The organism is Bacillus sp. NS1 (assembly GCF_058248265.1).
The window spans coordinates 817,433-832,367 of record NZ_JBZAZF010000003.1; the positions used below are offsets into that span (position 1 = coordinate 817,433).

Sequence of the window (14,935 nt, forward strand, 5' to 3'; positions counted from 1 at the left end):
TTTGTTCACCTCGTCATTAGGATGACCATTGATCGAGATTTAATTCTTATCATTCAGCCGAACTGCTTCTTTTGCCAGATGGTCGGCTTTTTGGTTTTGCTTGCCCGGTATCCATTTGATGAAAAAAAGAGGGAAGGCCGCTTTTAATCGGATGATTTCTTCCACATACGGGTGAAACGTTTTATTTTTAACCATTTCAAACTCAGCGGCCCGTTCCACAATATCTGAATCGGTTCGAAAGGAAACAGATTGATACCCGCGCTTTGCACATAGCTTCATCCCTTCAATTAACGCAATAAATTCCGCTTCCTGGTTTGTATGCATTCCGATTGGAATAGAGAAAGATTCTGCTTTTCCTTCATGTTTGATAAAAATGCCGATACCGGAAGGCCCGGGATTACCGGCACTTGCGCCGTCTACATATATTTCTGTAGGCATTATGAACCCCTTTCGTCATTCGGTATCATTTTTTTTGCTGCATAGGCATAAGGCAATGAAATCAAAGATACCGCAAACTTAATCAAATATGTAGAAATAAAAATATGAAGCCAAACGCCTGCAGGATAAATGCCGAAAAAAGCGACTCCAGTAAATATAAATGTATCAAACAGCTGGCTGACAGCTGTACTGCCGCCATTTCTGAGCCATAAAAGCCGATCAGAAGGAAATATCCTTCTAATTGCCGAATATACATAAACATCCAGCGTTTGGCTGAAGATAAAGGCAAGCAGACTTCCTAGCGCGACGCGTGGAAGGAATCCGAAAATCGTTTCCAGCGCTGTTTGTGATATGTCGCTGGAAGCCGGTTCGAAAAGCAGCACGCCCTGCATGACAAATGTCAGCGTCAGGAGTGTTGAGAATCCGAGCCATACCGCTTTTTTGGCTTCAGCCGGTCCGTATTTTTCATTCAGCACATCTGTCGCAAAAAAGATTGTGCCGTACATCACATTTCCGAGTGTTGCTGTTAAGCCAAACAGTTCGACTGTTTTGACGACTTGAAGGTTGGCGCAGACTGTCGCAAAACCGATCCAAACAAATAGTCCCATTTTGCCAAATCCTTTATAAAATAAAAGAACAATGATAAAATGAATGATCGCAAAAATGATCCAAAACGAATTATTAAACAAAATGAAAAAGCTTCCTTTCCGGGGTAAGATTGGTTTGATTATAGCACAAGCCCGGCAACTAATGAATGGTAAGGTGATCGTAATGAAGCTCAGACCGCATATGAAAATAGAAGCAAAAGGGACGGGATCCGTCTCATTTTTGGGCGAAGACTGGCTGACTGCTCAGCAAGCACGTATGCTCGCCAGAGAACTTGGCCGTTTTCCATACATGAAAGAACTCGAGTTCGAAGACGAGAAAGGCGGCAGCTGGTCGCTGAAGGAATTGGAAAAGCTGACAGAGGAGCTTGCTCAAGAGCCTGATGACATTACTGTTTACTTTGACGGCAGTTTCGATAAGGAGAGCGAACTGGCCGGACTCGGAATCGTCGTTTATTATTCATTGGGAGGAATCCGGCATCGCTTGAGAAAAAATAAAAGCTTCCGGCTGAAAACCAATAATGAAGCTGAATACGCGGCGCTTTATGAAGCAATAAGAGAAGTAAGAGAGCTTGGGGCAAGCAGAAATTCAATTACGATCAAAGGGGACTCACTTGTTGTGCTGAATCAGCTTGACGGCAGCTGGCCTTGCTATGATCCGTCTCATAATGAATGGCTGGACAAAATAGAGGCACTCCTTGAATCGCTGAAGCTTACTCCAACCTACGAAACCATACAGCGGAAAGACAACCAGGAAGCTGACGGCCTCGCTAAAAAAATTCTATCTCATCAATTCGTAGAAAGCCACACGAAATTAGACCGTAACGGAGATGACGAAATTGGATAAGAAAATGATTTTTAAAGAACTGACAGAACTGCACGATGAATATTGCAAGGACTGTTTTATTAAGAAGCAGTTTCGCAAAGAATTTGGCAAAACCTATGCGCATTCATTTTGTATTAATAAATGTACGGTTGGTGAAAAGCTGAAAGCATATGGAGATGTCTTAACCAACCACTAAAGAATAAAAACCGCAGAAGCTGCGGTTTTTATTCTTTGAATTCATCAAGCTGGTGCTGGCTGTCATCCAGCAGCTGCTGTTGCTGCTGTACAAATTCAGGATCATCGAGAGCTGCCAGCTCTTCAGTTTGTGACAGTTCTCTTGCATCGTCAATGGCTTGGTATGCGGAATCGACTAATGTTGTGCTTTGGCCTCTCGTCGCAGCTCCTGTCGTTTTCTGCGCTGTTTCCACCGCTAGTTCCAGCTGCCGCTTATCCGTAAAGCCAGTTTGATCCTCATCATGAAATTCTGAAGTCACAAAAAACACCTCCGCAATTATTTTGCAGAGTTTTTTTAAAATATATGTACCAAAATAGAAAATAAAATGAAAATAAGCCGATATAACTATTGAACCAGAAAAAATAGGACTGTTTTACTATTTGAGGTATCTTGGCAGAGAAGGGGAGCAGCTATGGATGATAAAGACTTAAAGTCGATCCTTCACAAAACATTTATAGAAATATACAGTGATTTAGAAGAACTGGCGGATATCGCGAAAAAAGGGAAGCCGTCAATGGAAAAACATGTTGAAGAGATTGAACAGAGGTGCAAGCAAAATATTTTGGCGATTGAGATCCAGATGAAAATCAAATAGGAGAGGCAAATGCCTCTCCTCTATTTGTCATCTCATCATCATGTACTGAGTTTAGAGTTTTACAACATTAGAAGCTTGAGGTCCACGATTACCTTCGACAATTTCAAAAGAAACTTCTTGTCCTTCTTCTAATGATTTGTATCCATCTCCTTCGATAGCTGTGAAGTGAACAAATACATCGTCTCCGCCTTCAACTTCAATGAAGCCGAATCCTTTTTCGTTGTTGAACCATTTTACTTTACCGTTTTGCATATTGCTTAATTCCTCCTAGTACTGTAGCACCCGTGTGCTAAAAAAAATTTTGTCACCATTTAACAACGTTGATTCATTGTTAAATGATGGTTCAACTATACACCATCTGGGAGCACCCGTCAAGTTGTGAAACTGCTTATTTTTCAAAAGAAGGGCAAGTTTCACAAAAAAATGTAACCGCTTTTATAAAAAATTGAATATAAATAAAAAGAGCACACGAATTTCATGTGCTCTCCAAAACAACATTAAGATAGCGCTTTGGCTTTTTGTTTGGCTGTCATCATTTCTGATTCCTTCAGGATATCCTCTAGAATCACTTCAGATGAGTTTGCTAAATGAAGGTCCTTAATGTTTTTCTTCATGCGCTGTAACGTATCTTCATCTGCGAGAAGGGAAGTGACTGACTCGAGAATCTCTTCATGACGGTTCACGACGATGGCAGCTCCCCGATCTTCAAAGAAGTTTGCATTTTCTTTTTCCTGGCCAGGCACTGGTTTGTACAGAATGACAGGCACACCGATGGCAGTCGCTTCCGTCAAAGTAATGCCTCCAGGTTTTGTAATCATGCAATCTGTGATCCGGAACAGCTCATCAATGCGCTCCACATAGCCAAGAACTTTTAATTTGTCACCGTTTTCTGCTTCAAGCGCACTTAAAGATTCTTTTAAAGCCGTGTTTTTTCCGCATACGACAACCACTTGCACATGGTCATCTTTGACAAGGTTTTCGCACAGCTCTTTTACATTCTTTAATACTCCGTGGGCGCCAGCCATGATCAGAAGCACTTTTTTGTTTGGTGAAAGATTGTATTTTTTATATATCGGCTCCACTGGCATGGATTCTTCAAATTGCGGCCTGATTGGAATCCCGGTGATTTTCACATTGCTTGGATGAGTGCCGATCTCCAACAGTTTTTCCTTCACATAATCTGTCGCCACATAATATTTATCCACGTTTTCGTGAACCCAAATTTTATGAAGGCAAAAATCAGTCATAACGTTGAAGGTAGGGATGACTCTTCCTGTTCGGCGTCTGTATTCCGGCACGACGATCATCGGAAATGTATTAATAATAATATCGGGCTGATGTTCCTCGACAAGTTCGCCCAATCGTTTATTACCCATTTTAAAGTAAATATTGAATTTACGTTTATTATAGATTTTGTCAACTCCGTAATAAAACAAACGATAAAACTGTTTCCCGATTGAGAAGCTTTTTAAATAAAGGTACTGAGTTACCTCTGAAACAATCGGATTTGACTCTTGGTACAAATTAGAAACTGTTACATGCTGAAAGCCGAGACGTACACATTGCTCATAAAGCGTTTTGGCTACCTGCACATGTCCATTTCCGTAATTTGCAGTCAAAATTAATACTCTTTTATTGGTATTCAAGTAAATTCACCTCAATGTAATCAACAACAAGCAAGCTTCATGCATCGTAAGGAGTTATTGTCTATACATAAACATAACACAAATACATAATCGAATTATTAATGCAGTGAAAAAATTAAGCTAATTTTAAAAGATTTGATTCCAGTATTTTAAAATTTTGTTATACGCAGACTGAATCAGATGTATTTTATCATATTTTTTGCTCAGCGTATCACTAAAAAAAGAAAAATTAGTCCCATTCATAAGGAGTTTCTTGGTAAACGTAATAATTCAGCCAGTTCATAAACAATAATGTCGCATGCGCTTTCCAGCGATTCACCGGCTCATTGCTGTCTTCTGCAAAATAATGTTTAGGCGCCTCGACAGTAGAAAGGTTTCGTTCCAGATCTCTTTCATACTCTTGAAGAAGCGTATTTGTATCATATTCGGGGTGCCCTGTTAAAAAGACTTGTTTTTCGTCTTTAGACACAATTAAGCAAACCCCAGCTTCCTTAGATGCGGTAAGAATATTTAACTCGGGCACTGCTTGAAGCTGCTCCATATTTATATCTGTATGCCGGGAATGCGGCACGTAGTATAGCTCGTCAAAACCTCTGACCAATCTCTCGTGTTTTGAAAGAACTGTATGTTCGAACACACCGAAGATTTTTTTCGGCGTTTGAATTTTTTCTACACCGTAATGGTAATACAAACCTGCTTGAGCGCCCCAGCAAATATGCAAGGTTGAAGTGACATTTGTTTTGCTCCACTCCATGATCTCTTTGAGCTCTTCCCAATATGAAACATCTTCAAACGCCAAATGCTCGATCGGCGCACCGGTGATAATCATACCGTCAAACTTCTTGTGACGGATATTGGAAAAAGTCGTGTAAAATTCGTCAAGGTGTTCTCTTGCAGTATTTTTCGGCGTATGTGTGCTTGGGATCAAAAATGTAAAATGAACCTGTAAAGGCGAATTTCCAAGCAATCTGAGAAGCTGGGTCTCTGTTTGGATTTTTTTCGGCATCAAATTCAATATGATAATTTTTTGCGGCCGGATATCCTGATGAAATGCTCTACTTTCATCCATTACAAATATATGTTCACTCTCAAGCACCTGTTTTGCCGGCAGGTGTGTTGGTATATTAATAGGCAACGTGCCACCTCCATCATTTCCCCGTTTGATTTTCTTCATTATAGGAATTTTCACGCCAATTTTCAATCTATCTATAAGTGTTGAAGGGGAAACAACAGAAAACTCTTTAAATAAAACGCATAGATACACCTTTTGGTTTCACAGTAAAATGATTTTTCATGATGTATCTCAGAAGGGAATTGTATTATTTTATAGAATGATAAGATAAAAAATGAGCCGCATGAATTTATAATGAGCAGATGCTCACAGCTTATTTGATTCATTTCTTAAGAGTTCTGATAAATGATGTTTGCATTTTGAATTGAGCTATAAAAAAGGTAAAATAATCAGCAGCAGGGACATAGGAGGGACTTACATGTCTATATATGATATGAAGGTACGTACAATAACAGGGAAAGACATGACACTTCAGCCTTTTGCCGGAAAGATATTGATGATCGTGAATACAGCGAGTAAATGCGGCTTTACTCCCCAATTGAAGCAGCTTCAGGAGTTATATGATACATATCAGCAGGAAGGCCTGGAGATATTAGGGTTCCCCTGCAATCAATTTATGAACCAAGAGCCTGGTGACGAGGCAGGCATAAAGGATTTTTGTGAAACAAATTACGGTGTTACGTTTCCTATGTTTTCAAAAGTGGAAGTAAACGGGAAAAACGCCCACCCGCTGTTTGTGTATTTGACAGAGCATGCGAAAGGGATGCTGGGAACTAAGGCGATCAAGTGGAATTTCACGAAGTTTATAGTGGACAGAAACGGAGAAATCGTTGGCCGCTATTCACCAAATACAAATCCGAAAGAGCTGGAAGATGTTATCGTAAAACTATTAGGGCAATAAAAAGGGTGTTTTTATGAAGGAATTGAAGCAGGCAGAACAAATCAGGACATGGGTTCAATCTGTCCTAACTGGCGAAAGTTCTGGACATGATTGGTTTCATATATCAAGAGTTGCGGATCTTGCTTTGTATATTGGAGAAAAGGAAAACGCGGATTTGTTCATTATTGAAACAGCAGCGTTGGTTCATGATTTAATTGATATCAAACTCCCTGATGCGGTCAGGCTTTCTGTGAGCGAAGTATATGATCAGCTCGTTTCTTTCGGAATTGGGAAAAAGGATGCTGACAGAGTGATTCACATTATCACAAGGATGTCCTTTCGGGACAGGGGAAAGCTTGAGGAGGAGCCGCTCTCAACTGAGGGAAAAGTCGTACAGGATGCTGACAGGCTTGATGCGATCGGTGCTGTCGGCATTGCGAGAGCTTTCATGTTTGCGGGCGCAAAAGGGCATGGCCTTTATGGAGATGATCAAAGCGCCTACGCTCATTTTTTTCAAAAGCTGCTGCGGCTGAAAGGTATGATGAATACAGACACCGCACGGGAACTGGCAGAAGAAAGGCACGATTTTATGCTTCAGTTTGTCCGCCAATTAGAAAAAGACATACCCGGGATTGATGCCAAAACATCGTAATAGAAGGCTTGAAGCGACTATGATAGAATAAGTCACAGATATGCTATAGGAGGACGATCATGAAGATAAAATCAATTGAACCTACGCCAAGCCCGAATACAATGAAGGTCATCTTAACAGAAGAGCTTCCGGCGGGCAAAAGCAATAACTATAAACCGGATCAAGCAGAAGGCGCACCGCCTGTTATAGCGGAAATCCTTAAAATAGAAGGGGTAAAAGGGGTATATCACGTCGCTGATTTTCTTGCTGTTGAACGGAACGCAAGATACGACTGGAAAGACATTTTACCGCAAGTCCGCACTGCATTTGGGATGGAAAGTGCTGAAAGCAAAGAAGAAAACCGCTCTGATCAAGAGTCTTTTGGAGAGGTGAAAGTTTTTGTGCAAATGTTCAGCGGCATTCCTATGCAGGTCAAGTTGACGGATGGGGAGCGGGAAGAGCGCTTCGGCTTACCTGAACGCTTTCAGCAGGCGATCTTAAAACTCAGATCTGAAGCTTCAAATGTTGTGTTTGAGCGGGTCTGGAAAGAACAAGGTGTCAGATTCGGCGACTTCAATGAAATCGGTCATGACGTGACAGAAGAGCTTCAGGCCGCATACAGTGATGAACGGCTGAAACGGCTGACAGAAGCAGCCGCTCAAGGAAAGGGAGAAGCAAAACAAGCTGTACAGCGCAAAGCATATAAAGTAACGCTTGACATGCTGGATGATGAGGACTGGAAAAAGCGTTATGCACATCTGGAACAGATGGATCCGAAAGAGGAGGATATCCCGGTTTTACAGAAGGCATTGGATGATCCCAAGGTGTCCATCAGAAGACAGGCTGTTGTGTACTTAGGAATGATTGAAACACCAGGTGTTCTTCCTCTATTGTATAAAGCACTTGAGGACAAAGCAGTCTCAGTCAGAAGAACGGCTGGAGACTGCCTGTCTGATATCGGGGACCCTCAAGCCATTCCTGCTATGATCAAGTCGTTAAGCGACTCCAGCAAGCTTGTCCGCTGGCGTGCGGCTATGTTCCTGTACGAAGTCGGCGATGAAAGTGCAATTGAAGCTTTGCGTGCTGCCGAAGACGACCCCGAATTTGAGGTCAGCCTTCAAGTGAAAATGGCGCTAGAACGTATTGAGCATGGGGAAGAAGCAAAAGGCTCTGTGTGGAAACAAATGACGGAGAGCAGAAAAAAAGGTGAATAAAGAATAAAAAGGGTGCAGATCATGCACCTTTTTTATGTGAATTCACTTTTTATAAAAATTATTTCGAATATTGTTGAAAAATATCCGAAAACTATTTATAGTAAGTAACAATATTAATAGTTGGAGGGTTCACATCGACAGAAAGCTATATAAATATAAAAACATGAAGGAAACAATCAAGGCGAGGGCGGCCTGAATTTTATCTTTTAGCAAAAACAGCCCACAAATAAACTGAAAATTGTTAAAATAAAATCCAGTCTAACAATTGAAAGAATTTAGGGGGATCACCATGGCAGAATTACGCAGTAACATGATCACACAAGGAATCGATAGAGCTCCGCACCGCAGTTTGCTTCGTGCAGCAGGTGTAAAAGAAGAAGATTTCGGCAAGCCGTTTATTGCGGTTTGTAATTCATACATTGATATCGTTCCCGGTCATGTTCACTTGCAGGAGTTTGGGAAAATCGTAAAAGAAGCAATCAGAGAAGCTGGGGGCGTACCGTTTGAATTTAATACCATCGGAGTAGATGACGGCATCGCGATGGGGCATATCGGCATGAGATATTCGCTGCCGAGCCGTGAAATCATTGCTGACTCTGTGGAAACGGTTGTATCCGCACACTGGTTTGACGGAATGGTCTGTATTCCGAACTGTGACAAAATCACGCCGGGAATGCTTATGGCGGCAATGCGCATTAACATTCCTACGATTTTTGTCAGCGGCGGGCCGATGGCGGCAGGAAGAACTAGTGACGGGCGAAAAATCTCCCTTTCCTCAGTATTCGAAGGGGTAGGCGCTTACCAAGCAGGAAAAATTAACGAAAACGAACTTCAAGAACTAGAGCAGTTCGGATGCCCAACATGCGGATCTTGCTCCGGCATGTTTACGGCAAACTCAATGAACTGCCTGTCTGAGGCACTTGGACTTGCTTTGCCAGGTAACGGAACCATTCTTGCGACAGCACCGGAACGCAAAGAGTTTGTCAGAAAGTCGGCTGCGCAATTAATGGAAACCATTCGCAAAGATATCAAACCGCGTGATATCGTCACTGTAAAAGCGATTGATAACGCGTTTGCACTCGATATGGCGCTCGGCGGTTCAACAAATACCGTTCTTCATACGCTTGCCCTTGCAAACGAAGCCGGCGTTGAATATTCTTTAGAACGCATTAACGAAGTCGCTGAACGCGTGCCGCACTTGGCTAAGCTGGCGCCTGCATCAGATGTGTTTATTGAAGATCTTCATGAAGCGGGCGGCGTGTCAGCGGCGCTGAATGAGCTTTCCAAGAAAGAAGGAGCGCTCCATTTGGACGCGCTGACTGTTACAGGAAAAACACTTGGAGAAACCATTGCCGGACATGAAGTAAAGGACTATGACGTCATCCATCCGCTGGATCAACCATTCACTGAAAAGGGAGGTCTCGCTGTTTTATTCGGTAGTCTGGCTCCGGATGGCGCTATCATTAAAACAGGCGGCGTACAAAACGGAATCACGAGACACGAAGGGCCGGCTGTTGTATTTGATTCTCAGGATGAGGCGCTTGACGGCATTATCAACCGGAAAGTAAAAGAAGGCGACGTTGTCATCATTCGATACGAAGGGCCAAAAGGCGGACCTGGCATGCCGGAAATGCTTGCGCCTACTTCTCAAATCGTTGGAATGGGACTAGGACCAAAAGTAGCATTGATTACTGATGGACGTTTTTCCGGAGCCTCCCGAGGACTCTCAATCGGCCACGTATCACCAGAGGCCGCAGAGGGAGGGCCGCTAGCCTTTGTTGAAAACGGAGACCATATCATTGTTGATATTGAAAAACGTATCTTGGATGTACAAGTGCCAGAGGAAGAATGGGAAAAACGGAAAGCGAACTGGAAAGGTTTTGAACCAAAAGTGAAAACCGGCTACTTGGCACGTTATTCTAAACTTGTGACAAGCGCCAACACTGGCGGTATCATGAAAATCTAGGCAGCGGGGAACTCTTTCTCCTATTTTAAGGCGTGAACATTTGAAATCCGGTCCCCTCTATAGTATCCTTTACTTCAGATGAAGGATACTAGAGGGGGCTTTTATTATGTCAATGGCTTATGAAGAATATATGCGCCAGCTTGTCGTACCGATGCGCCGCGAGCTGACTGGAGCAGGTTTTGATGAATTAACAACAGCGGAAGAAGTAGAAAACTTTATGGAAAAGGCAGAGGGCACAACTCTTGTAGTCGTTAACTCTGTGTGCGGCTGTGCAGCTGGCCTAGCGCGTCCTGCGGCAACACAGGCAGTCCTCCAGAATGACAAAACACCTGACAATACGGTGACTGTATTTGCAGGCCAAGATAAAGAAGCTACTGCAAAAATGCGTGAGTATTTTACTGGTCAGGAGCCTTCTTCACCGTCAATGGCTCTATTGAAAGGCAAAGAAGTCGTACATTTTATTCCACGTCATGAAATTGAGGGACACGATATGGAAGAGATTATGAAAAATTTGACCGCAGCCTTTGATGCACACTGCTAAATGCCCGTTTTCCGGGCATTTTCTTTTTGGGAGTACAGAAGATGATAACAACAAGCTATAGACCGTCTGAACACACCATAAAAACCGCAAAGAAGCTTTCTAAAGAGCTGAATATGCCATATTGCAGCCGAAATAAACAAACGGTTGAAAACCTGCTGAAGTCAGCTGAACGTGATGTGCTTGTGGTCGGCAAAGAGCGGTTTGAGCTTTATACGAAACAAGGTGCCAAATTCTTTTTTCACCCGAATACAGCGATGTTCAGAGCCAAACGCTTCATACGAGGTGAACAGGAGCCGATGCTTCAGGCAGCTGGTTTATCGGAAGGGGATACGTTTTTAGATTGCACACTCGGGCTGGGTTCGGATGCCATTATCGCAAGTATGGCAGTAGGCGATACGGGTTCTGTGATTGGGATTGAAAAAAGCCATCTTGTTTCCGTTCTGGTGAGGATGGGACTGCAATCATGGGAAACGGGCATAGAAGAGCTTCAAGCTGCAATGAGAAGAATCCACGTGAAGAATGGGGATAGCTTTGAATACATCAAGCAGCTTCCTGACAACTCTGTTGATGTGGTTTATTTTGATCCAATGTTTCATGAGCCTGTAGAGACGTCTGACGGTATCGCGCCTTTACGGGATTTGGCAGAGGATTCCGTTTTGCACGAAGGGTATATCAAAGAAGCGGTGCGCGCTGCCAGAAAAAGTGTTGTGCTAAAAGACCACTGGAAGAGCCCGCGATTTGAACAGTTTGGTTTTACCGTCATGAAAAGAAAAACAGCATTATTCCATTATGGCGTTATTCAAGCCGCAAGCAAAACAAGCCCGTGATTGCTATCACGGGCTTTCTGTTAATCGGTGACTTCCATGACGACAAAGTATAACAATGTTAAGAGTGAAACTGTGGCAAACAAAGCGTCAATCATGCGGAAGGCCTCCTTTCACAGAATATTGTAAGCGTTTTTACACAAACCGCAAAGCAACGAATCTCCTAATTTGCATATCAGTTTCATATCATACATGACTTGCATGTTTCGGGTGTGCTAAAATAAGAGAAACATGACAATAAAATAGAGAGGAATAAGCAGTCATGAAATTGTGGATGAGGAAGACTCTTGTAGTTTTATTTACCATCGTAACGTTCGGGCTCGTATCTCCTCCGGCTGCTCTTATGGCGGACAAGCCCTCCGGACAGCCGAGCAGTCTTGAGCAGAATGATTACACCGCTTTTTATGATGAGCATGACCTGTACGATGATGCTGAGTCGGAAGACAGGCAAGACCCTGATCTGCTTTTTCAATCGTACAAGGAACAGCTCCTTGACAGTGCTGAGGATCAGTCCTTTTTGAAATTCGGCAGCAAAATCGCTCCGGTCATTGAGGATGACTATCGGAAAGAGATCCTGCCGCAAATTGAAAACGTGATTAGTGATTATTTAGCAACATTGCAAGATGATGAGGCATATCAAGATGTTGTGATTTCAAGCATGCCTTCAGCGGGCAAAACGGAAAAAATTTTCAACGTTTACAATCGGACGACTGGAGAAGATCTTCTCAGATTTCACGTGCGAAGAGACCACCCGCCTCACGATGGCTACTGGTTTAATTTTCACTATCATACAGCAGAGGATGGATTTCAATCACATCATGAGCTTGGGAGCATTTACTGGGACCGCAACACGCCTCCCAACTGGATGAGTGCGTAAAGGAGATGCCATTAGACATGAAAAAGTACACAATGAATGAAATGGTCGATATAACAAAAGATATGCTAAATAAACGGGGCGTTATGATAGAAGATATTGCGCAGATTGTTCAAAAACTTCAGGAAAAATACAATCCAAATCTGCCGCTCAGTGTATGCATGGAGAATGTAGAAAAAGTGATGAACAAACGTGAAATTATTCATGCTGTTTTAACAGGCCTTGCACTTGATCAGCTCGCTGAACAGAAACTTCTTCCGGAGCCGCTGCAGCACCTTGTTGAAACGGATGAACCGCTTTACGGCATAGATGAAATTATCCCTCTTTCAATCGTTAATGTGTACGGATCGATCGGCTTGACCAACTTTGGTTATTTGGATAAAGAGAAGATTGGTATTATTAAGGAACTCGATGAAAGTCCGGACGGTATTCATACCTTTTTAGATGATATTGTGGCAGCCCTTGCAGCAGCAGCGGCGAGCAGGATTGCCCATACGCATCAGGATCTGCAAGATGAAGAAAAAGAACAGGATGAAAAGCCTGTCATTAGCTGACTATAAAAAAATCATTTCTGGGTTCAGAAGTGATTTTTTATTGTGTTACACTACTAGAAGACTACTTTTAAAGGATGAAAAAAATGAAACAGTATAAGGATTTATGCAGACATGTCTTAGAGCATGGCGAAAAAAAAGGAGACCGGACAGGGACCGGAACAATCAGCACCTTCGGTTATCAAATGAGATTTAATTTACAAGAAGGCTTTCCGATGCTGACCACAAAAAAACTCCACTTTAAATCAATTGCGCATGAGCTGCTTTGGTTTTTAAAAGGGGATACCAATGTGCGCTATCTGCAGGAAAACGGAGTGCGGATCTGGAATGAGTGGGCTGATGAAAACGGTGAACTCGGACCTGTATACGGTTCCCAATGGCGTTCTTGGCGGGGAGCTGACGGAGAAACCGTTGATCAAATTTCCCGTCTTATTGAAGAAATTAAGACAAATCCAAACTCCAGGCGCTTAATCGTCAGTGCATGGAATGTTGGTGAAATTGATAAAATGGCGTTGCCGCCGTGCCATTGCCTGTTCCAATTCTATGTGTCTGACGGCAAGCTGTCCTGTCAGTTATATCAGCGCTCTGCTGATGTTTTCCTCGGTGTGCCGTTTAATATTGCTTCTTATGCCTTGTTAACCATGATGATTGCTCATGTGACTGGGCTTGAACCGGGCGAGTTTATTCATACATTTGGCGATGTTCATATTTATCAAAATCATATTGAACAGGTCAATTTGCAGCTGAAAAGAGATGTTCGTCCGCTGCCGAAGCTTCGTTTCGCCAGAGAGGTTGATTCTATTTTCAACTTTGCATTTGAAGACTTTATCATCAAGGATTATGATCCGCATCCTCATATAAAAGGAGCGGTCAGCGTATGATTTCGTTCATTTTTGCGATGGATGCCAACAGGCTGATCGGCAAGGACAATGATTTGCCGTGGCATTTGCCCAATGATCTAGCGTACTTTAAAAAAGTAACATCGGGCCATTCAATCATTATGGGCCGGAAAACATTTGAATCAATTGGACGTCCGCTTCCAAACCGGAAAAATATTGTCGTTACATCAGCGCCGGCTTCAAAATTTCCGGGATGCACGGTTATCAGTTCGGTAAAGGATGTTTTGGACATTTGTTCAGGCTCTGAGGAATGCTTTGTGATCGGAGGGGCTCAGCTCTACACAGCGCTGTTCCCTTATGCGGACAGATTGTATATGACGAAAATTCATCACGAGTTTGAGGGTGACCGCCACTTCCCTGAATTTGATGAAACCAATTGGAAGCTGGTTTCTTCTAAGCGGGGGATCAAGGACGAAAAAAACCAGTACGATTACGATTTTCTGATGTATGAAAAAAAGAATTCTTCTGAAGCGGGAGGATTTTAATTGGTTCGCTACAGCTTGCTAGTGGTTTATATTGTGTATATGCTGTTAAAAAATATGAAACAATTATTTAATCAAAGGATGCTTGACCCCCGTCTGTCATACAAAAAACAGATGACGCTTGTCTACAAGCAGCCAAAGGCATTTTTCGAAGGCTGTATCGGCATCACCGGTTCAGTTATAACGATCCATCAGCCTGAGCCGATACCGAGCGGTCCTGTTTTGTATGTGCATCCCCGTTTGCGTTTGGCTGAACTGGCTTTAATTGCTGGATATATTGAGGAACCGGCCGGCTTTATTGCCAAATCAAAAGTATTTCGCTTGCCTTTTATCGGGCAATGGCTAGATCGGATGGATGTGATTTCAGACGGGGATTCAGAAAAGGTATATGAAGATGTGACGATCCAGCTGGAAAAAGGACAAAGCCTGATTCTTTCATTAGATGGTTCTATAGATCCTGTAGAGCTTGCGGTCCGCTATCATCTTCCGTTGGTGATGGTGGAAACGAAAGGAACAGATGACCTGCAAAAGGGATCGTTCTTTAAACGTTTAAAACCAGCAGACATTGAATTGTCCTTTTCAAAAGCTTATATACCTGCAAATGAAAAACAATTACGAGCATGAAAAAGCGCAGTCTTAAAGACTGCGCTTTTCTG

At 42.7% G+C, this 14,935-nt stretch carries 21 protein-coding genes; 14 read left to right on the top strand and 7 right to left on the bottom strand.

Features of this window, described 5'->3' with window-relative positions; genetic code table 11:
* Window positions 1–39: 39 nt before the first annotated feature.
* Entirely contained in the window at window positions 40–438 is a 399-nt protein-coding gene (locus AC4CV5_RS14785; RefSeq protein WP_166851531.1) for a reverse transcriptase-like protein, read from the bottom strand.
* Entirely contained in the window at window positions 438–1,127 is a 690-nt protein-coding gene (locus tag AC4CV5_RS14790; RefSeq protein WP_166851534.1) for a queuosine precursor transporter, read from the bottom strand. Before AC4CV5_RS14790 ends, AC4CV5_RS14785 begins: the two co-directional genes overlap by 1 nt.
* An 82-nt stretch (window positions 1,128–1,209) precedes the next feature.
* Between AC4CV5_RS14790 and AC4CV5_RS14795 the strand changes: the two genes are divergently transcribed.
* Together AC4CV5_RS14795 and AC4CV5_RS14800 are read left to right on the top strand one after the other, a co-directional pair.
* The gene (locus AC4CV5_RS14795; protein ID WP_166854645.1) at window positions 1,210–1,890 is read left to right on the top strand and encodes a ribonuclease H family protein; all 681 of its coding nucleotides are present in this window, start codon (window positions 1,210–1,212) and stop codon (window positions 1,888–1,890) included.
* Window positions 1,883–2,065: a zinc-finger domain-containing protein gene (locus AC4CV5_RS14800; protein ID WP_004397944.1), complete on the top strand. Its 183-nt coding sequence runs from the start codon at window positions 1,883–1,885 to the stop codon at window positions 2,063–2,065. Before AC4CV5_RS14795 ends, AC4CV5_RS14800 begins: the two co-directional genes overlap by 8 nt.
* 28 nt (window positions 2,066–2,093) lie before the next feature.
* Here AC4CV5_RS14800 and AC4CV5_RS14805 read toward each other — a convergent pair whose 3' ends face one another.
* Complete coding sequence (locus AC4CV5_RS14805; protein ID WP_166851538.1) at window positions 2,094–2,363, bottom strand: DUF2564 family protein; 270 nt, start codon at window positions 2,361–2,363, stop codon at window positions 2,094–2,096.
* Between the two features lie 153 nt (window positions 2,364–2,516).
* On the opposite strand from AC4CV5_RS14805, the gene degR reads away from it, so the two are divergent.
* Window positions 2,517–2,699 carry a transcriptional regulator DegR gene (gene degR / locus AC4CV5_RS14810; RefSeq protein ID WP_003218247.1) on the top strand — a complete coding sequence of 61 codons (183 nt, stop codon included), beginning with the start codon at window positions 2,517–2,519 and terminating at the stop codon, window positions 2,697–2,699.
* A 51-nt stretch (window positions 2,700–2,750) separates the two neighbouring features.
* Here the strand turns inward: degR and cspD are convergent, their stop codons facing one another.
* From cspD to metA, 4 genes are all read right to left on the bottom strand, one after another.
* Window positions 2,751–2,951, bottom strand: a complete 201-nt coding sequence (gene cspD, locus AC4CV5_RS14815) for a cold-shock protein CspD (RefSeq protein ID WP_003230776.1) — start codon at window positions 2,949–2,951, stop codon at window positions 2,751–2,753.
* A 15-nt stretch (window positions 2,952–2,966) separates the two neighbouring features.
* Entirely contained in the window at window positions 2,967–3,116 is a 150-nt protein-coding gene (locus tag AC4CV5_RS14820) for a hypothetical protein (protein WP_166851540.1), read from the bottom strand.
* Window positions 3,117–3,196: 80 nt separating this feature from the next.
* The gene (locus AC4CV5_RS14825) at window positions 3,197–4,345 is read right to left on the bottom strand and encodes a diglucosyl diacylglycerol synthase (RefSeq protein WP_166851542.1); all 1,149 of its coding nucleotides are present in this window, start codon (window positions 4,343–4,345) and stop codon (window positions 3,197–3,199) included.
* Window positions 4,346–4,574: 229 nt separating this feature from the next.
* Entirely contained in the window at window positions 4,575–5,480 is a 906-nt protein-coding gene (gene metA, locus AC4CV5_RS14830) for a homoserine O-acetyltransferase MetA (protein ID WP_373923237.1), read from the bottom strand.
* A 355-nt stretch (window positions 5,481–5,835) separates the two neighbouring features.
* Between metA and AC4CV5_RS14835 the strand changes: the two genes are divergently transcribed.
* The 11 genes from AC4CV5_RS14835 (at window position 5,836) to AC4CV5_RS14885 (ending at window position 14,903) form a co-directional block, all read left to right on the top strand.
* Entirely contained in the window at window positions 5,836–6,318 is a 483-nt protein-coding gene (locus AC4CV5_RS14835; RefSeq protein ID WP_166851545.1) for a glutathione peroxidase, read from the top strand.
* Between the two features lie 13 nt (window positions 6,319–6,331).
* Window positions 6,332–6,949: an HD domain-containing protein gene (locus tag AC4CV5_RS14840; RefSeq protein WP_490923103.1), complete on the top strand. Its 618-nt coding sequence runs from the start codon at window positions 6,332–6,334 to the stop codon at window positions 6,947–6,949.
* A gap of 59 nt (window positions 6,950–7,008) precedes the next feature.
* A complete protein-coding gene (locus tag AC4CV5_RS14845) occupies window positions 7,009–8,142 on the top strand; it encodes a conserved virulence factor C family protein (protein ID WP_490923104.1) in 1,134 nt (377 codons plus the stop codon).
* A gap of 289 nt (window positions 8,143–8,431) precedes the next feature.
* Window positions 8,432–10,108 (top strand): dihydroxy-acid dehydratase, encoded by a 1,677-nt coding sequence (gene ilvD, locus AC4CV5_RS14850; RefSeq protein WP_166851550.1) that lies wholly within the window; start codon window positions 8,432–8,434, stop codon window positions 10,106–10,108.
* Window positions 10,109–10,214: 106 nt separating this feature from the next.
* Window positions 10,215–10,649, top strand: a complete 435-nt coding sequence (gene brxA, locus AC4CV5_RS14855) for a bacilliredoxin BrxA (protein ID WP_166851562.1) — start codon at window positions 10,215–10,217, stop codon at window positions 10,647–10,649.
* 41 nt (window positions 10,650–10,690) lie between these two features.
* A complete protein-coding gene (locus AC4CV5_RS14860; protein WP_248601950.1) occupies window positions 10,691–11,476 on the top strand; it encodes a class I SAM-dependent methyltransferase in 786 nt (261 codons plus the stop codon).
* A gap of 259 nt (window positions 11,477–11,735) precedes the next feature.
* On the top strand, window positions 11,736–12,350 hold the full coding sequence (locus AC4CV5_RS14865; protein WP_222143031.1) for a YpjP family protein: 615 nt from the start codon (window positions 11,736–11,738) through the stop codon (window positions 12,348–12,350).
* Window positions 12,351–12,367: 17 nt separating this feature from the next.
* The gene (locus tag AC4CV5_RS14870) at window positions 12,368–12,901 is read left to right on the top strand and encodes a phosphatidylglycerophosphatase A family protein (protein WP_490923105.1); all 534 of its coding nucleotides are present in this window, start codon (window positions 12,368–12,370) and stop codon (window positions 12,899–12,901) included.
* A gap of 83 nt (window positions 12,902–12,984) precedes the next feature.
* Complete coding sequence (locus AC4CV5_RS14875) at window positions 12,985–13,779, top strand: thymidylate synthase (protein WP_166851570.1); 795 nt, start codon at window positions 12,985–12,987, stop codon at window positions 13,777–13,779.
* Window positions 13,776–14,282: a dihydrofolate reductase DfrA gene (gene dfrA, locus AC4CV5_RS14880; RefSeq protein WP_490923106.1), complete on the top strand. Its 507-nt coding sequence runs from the start codon at window positions 13,776–13,778 to the stop codon at window positions 14,280–14,282. Before AC4CV5_RS14875 ends, dfrA begins: the two co-directional genes overlap by 4 nt.
* Complete coding sequence (locus tag AC4CV5_RS14885) at window positions 14,283–14,903, top strand: lysophospholipid acyltransferase family protein (protein WP_166851574.1); 621 nt, start codon at window positions 14,283–14,285, stop codon at window positions 14,901–14,903.
* The last annotated feature ends 32 nt before the right edge of the window (window positions 14,904–14,935 follow it).

What these genes read in the sequence shown, in the direction of transcription:
- AC4CV5_RS14785 (WP_166851531.1), bottom strand. Translation starts at nt 438, where the DNA reads ATGCCTACAGAAATATATGTAGACGGCGCAAGTGCCGGTAATCCCGGG.
- AC4CV5_RS14795 (WP_166854645.1), top strand. Translation starts at nt 1,210, where the DNA reads ATGAAGCTCAGACCGCATATGAAAATAGAAGCAAAAGGGACGGGATCC.
- degR (WP_003218247.1), top strand. Translation starts at nt 2,517, where the DNA reads ATGGATGATAAAGACTTAAAGTCGATCCTTCACAAAACATTTATAGAA.
- cspD (WP_003230776.1), bottom strand. Translation starts at nt 2,951, where the DNA reads ATGCAAAACGGTAAAGTAAAATGGTTCAACAACGAAAAAGGATTCGGC.
- AC4CV5_RS14835 (WP_166851545.1), top strand. Translation starts at nt 5,836, where the DNA reads ATGTCTATATATGATATGAAGGTACGTACAATAACAGGGAAAGACATG.
- AC4CV5_RS14840 (WP_490923103.1), top strand. Translation starts at nt 6,332, where the DNA reads ATGAAGGAATTGAAGCAGGCAGAACAAATCAGGACATGGGTTCAATCT.
- AC4CV5_RS14845 (WP_490923104.1), top strand. Translation starts at nt 7,009, where the DNA reads ATGAAGATAAAATCAATTGAACCTACGCCAAGCCCGAATACAATGAAG.
- ilvD (WP_166851550.1), top strand. Translation starts at nt 8,432, where the DNA reads ATGGCAGAATTACGCAGTAACATGATCACACAAGGAATCGATAGAGCT.
- brxA (WP_166851562.1), top strand. Translation starts at nt 10,215, where the DNA reads ATGTCAATGGCTTATGAAGAATATATGCGCCAGCTTGTCGTACCGATG.
- AC4CV5_RS14860 (WP_248601950.1), top strand. Translation starts at nt 10,691, where the DNA reads ATGATAACAACAAGCTATAGACCGTCTGAACACACCATAAAAACCGCA.
- AC4CV5_RS14865 (WP_222143031.1), top strand. Translation starts at nt 11,736, where the DNA reads ATGAAATTGTGGATGAGGAAGACTCTTGTAGTTTTATTTACCATCGTA.
- AC4CV5_RS14870 (WP_490923105.1), top strand. Translation starts at nt 12,368, where the DNA reads ATGAAAAAGTACACAATGAATGAAATGGTCGATATAACAAAAGATATG.
- AC4CV5_RS14875 (WP_166851570.1), top strand. Translation starts at nt 12,985, where the DNA reads ATGAAACAGTATAAGGATTTATGCAGACATGTCTTAGAGCATGGCGAA.
- dfrA (WP_490923106.1), top strand. Translation starts at nt 13,776, where the DNA reads ATGATTTCGTTCATTTTTGCGATGGATGCCAACAGGCTGATCGGCAAG.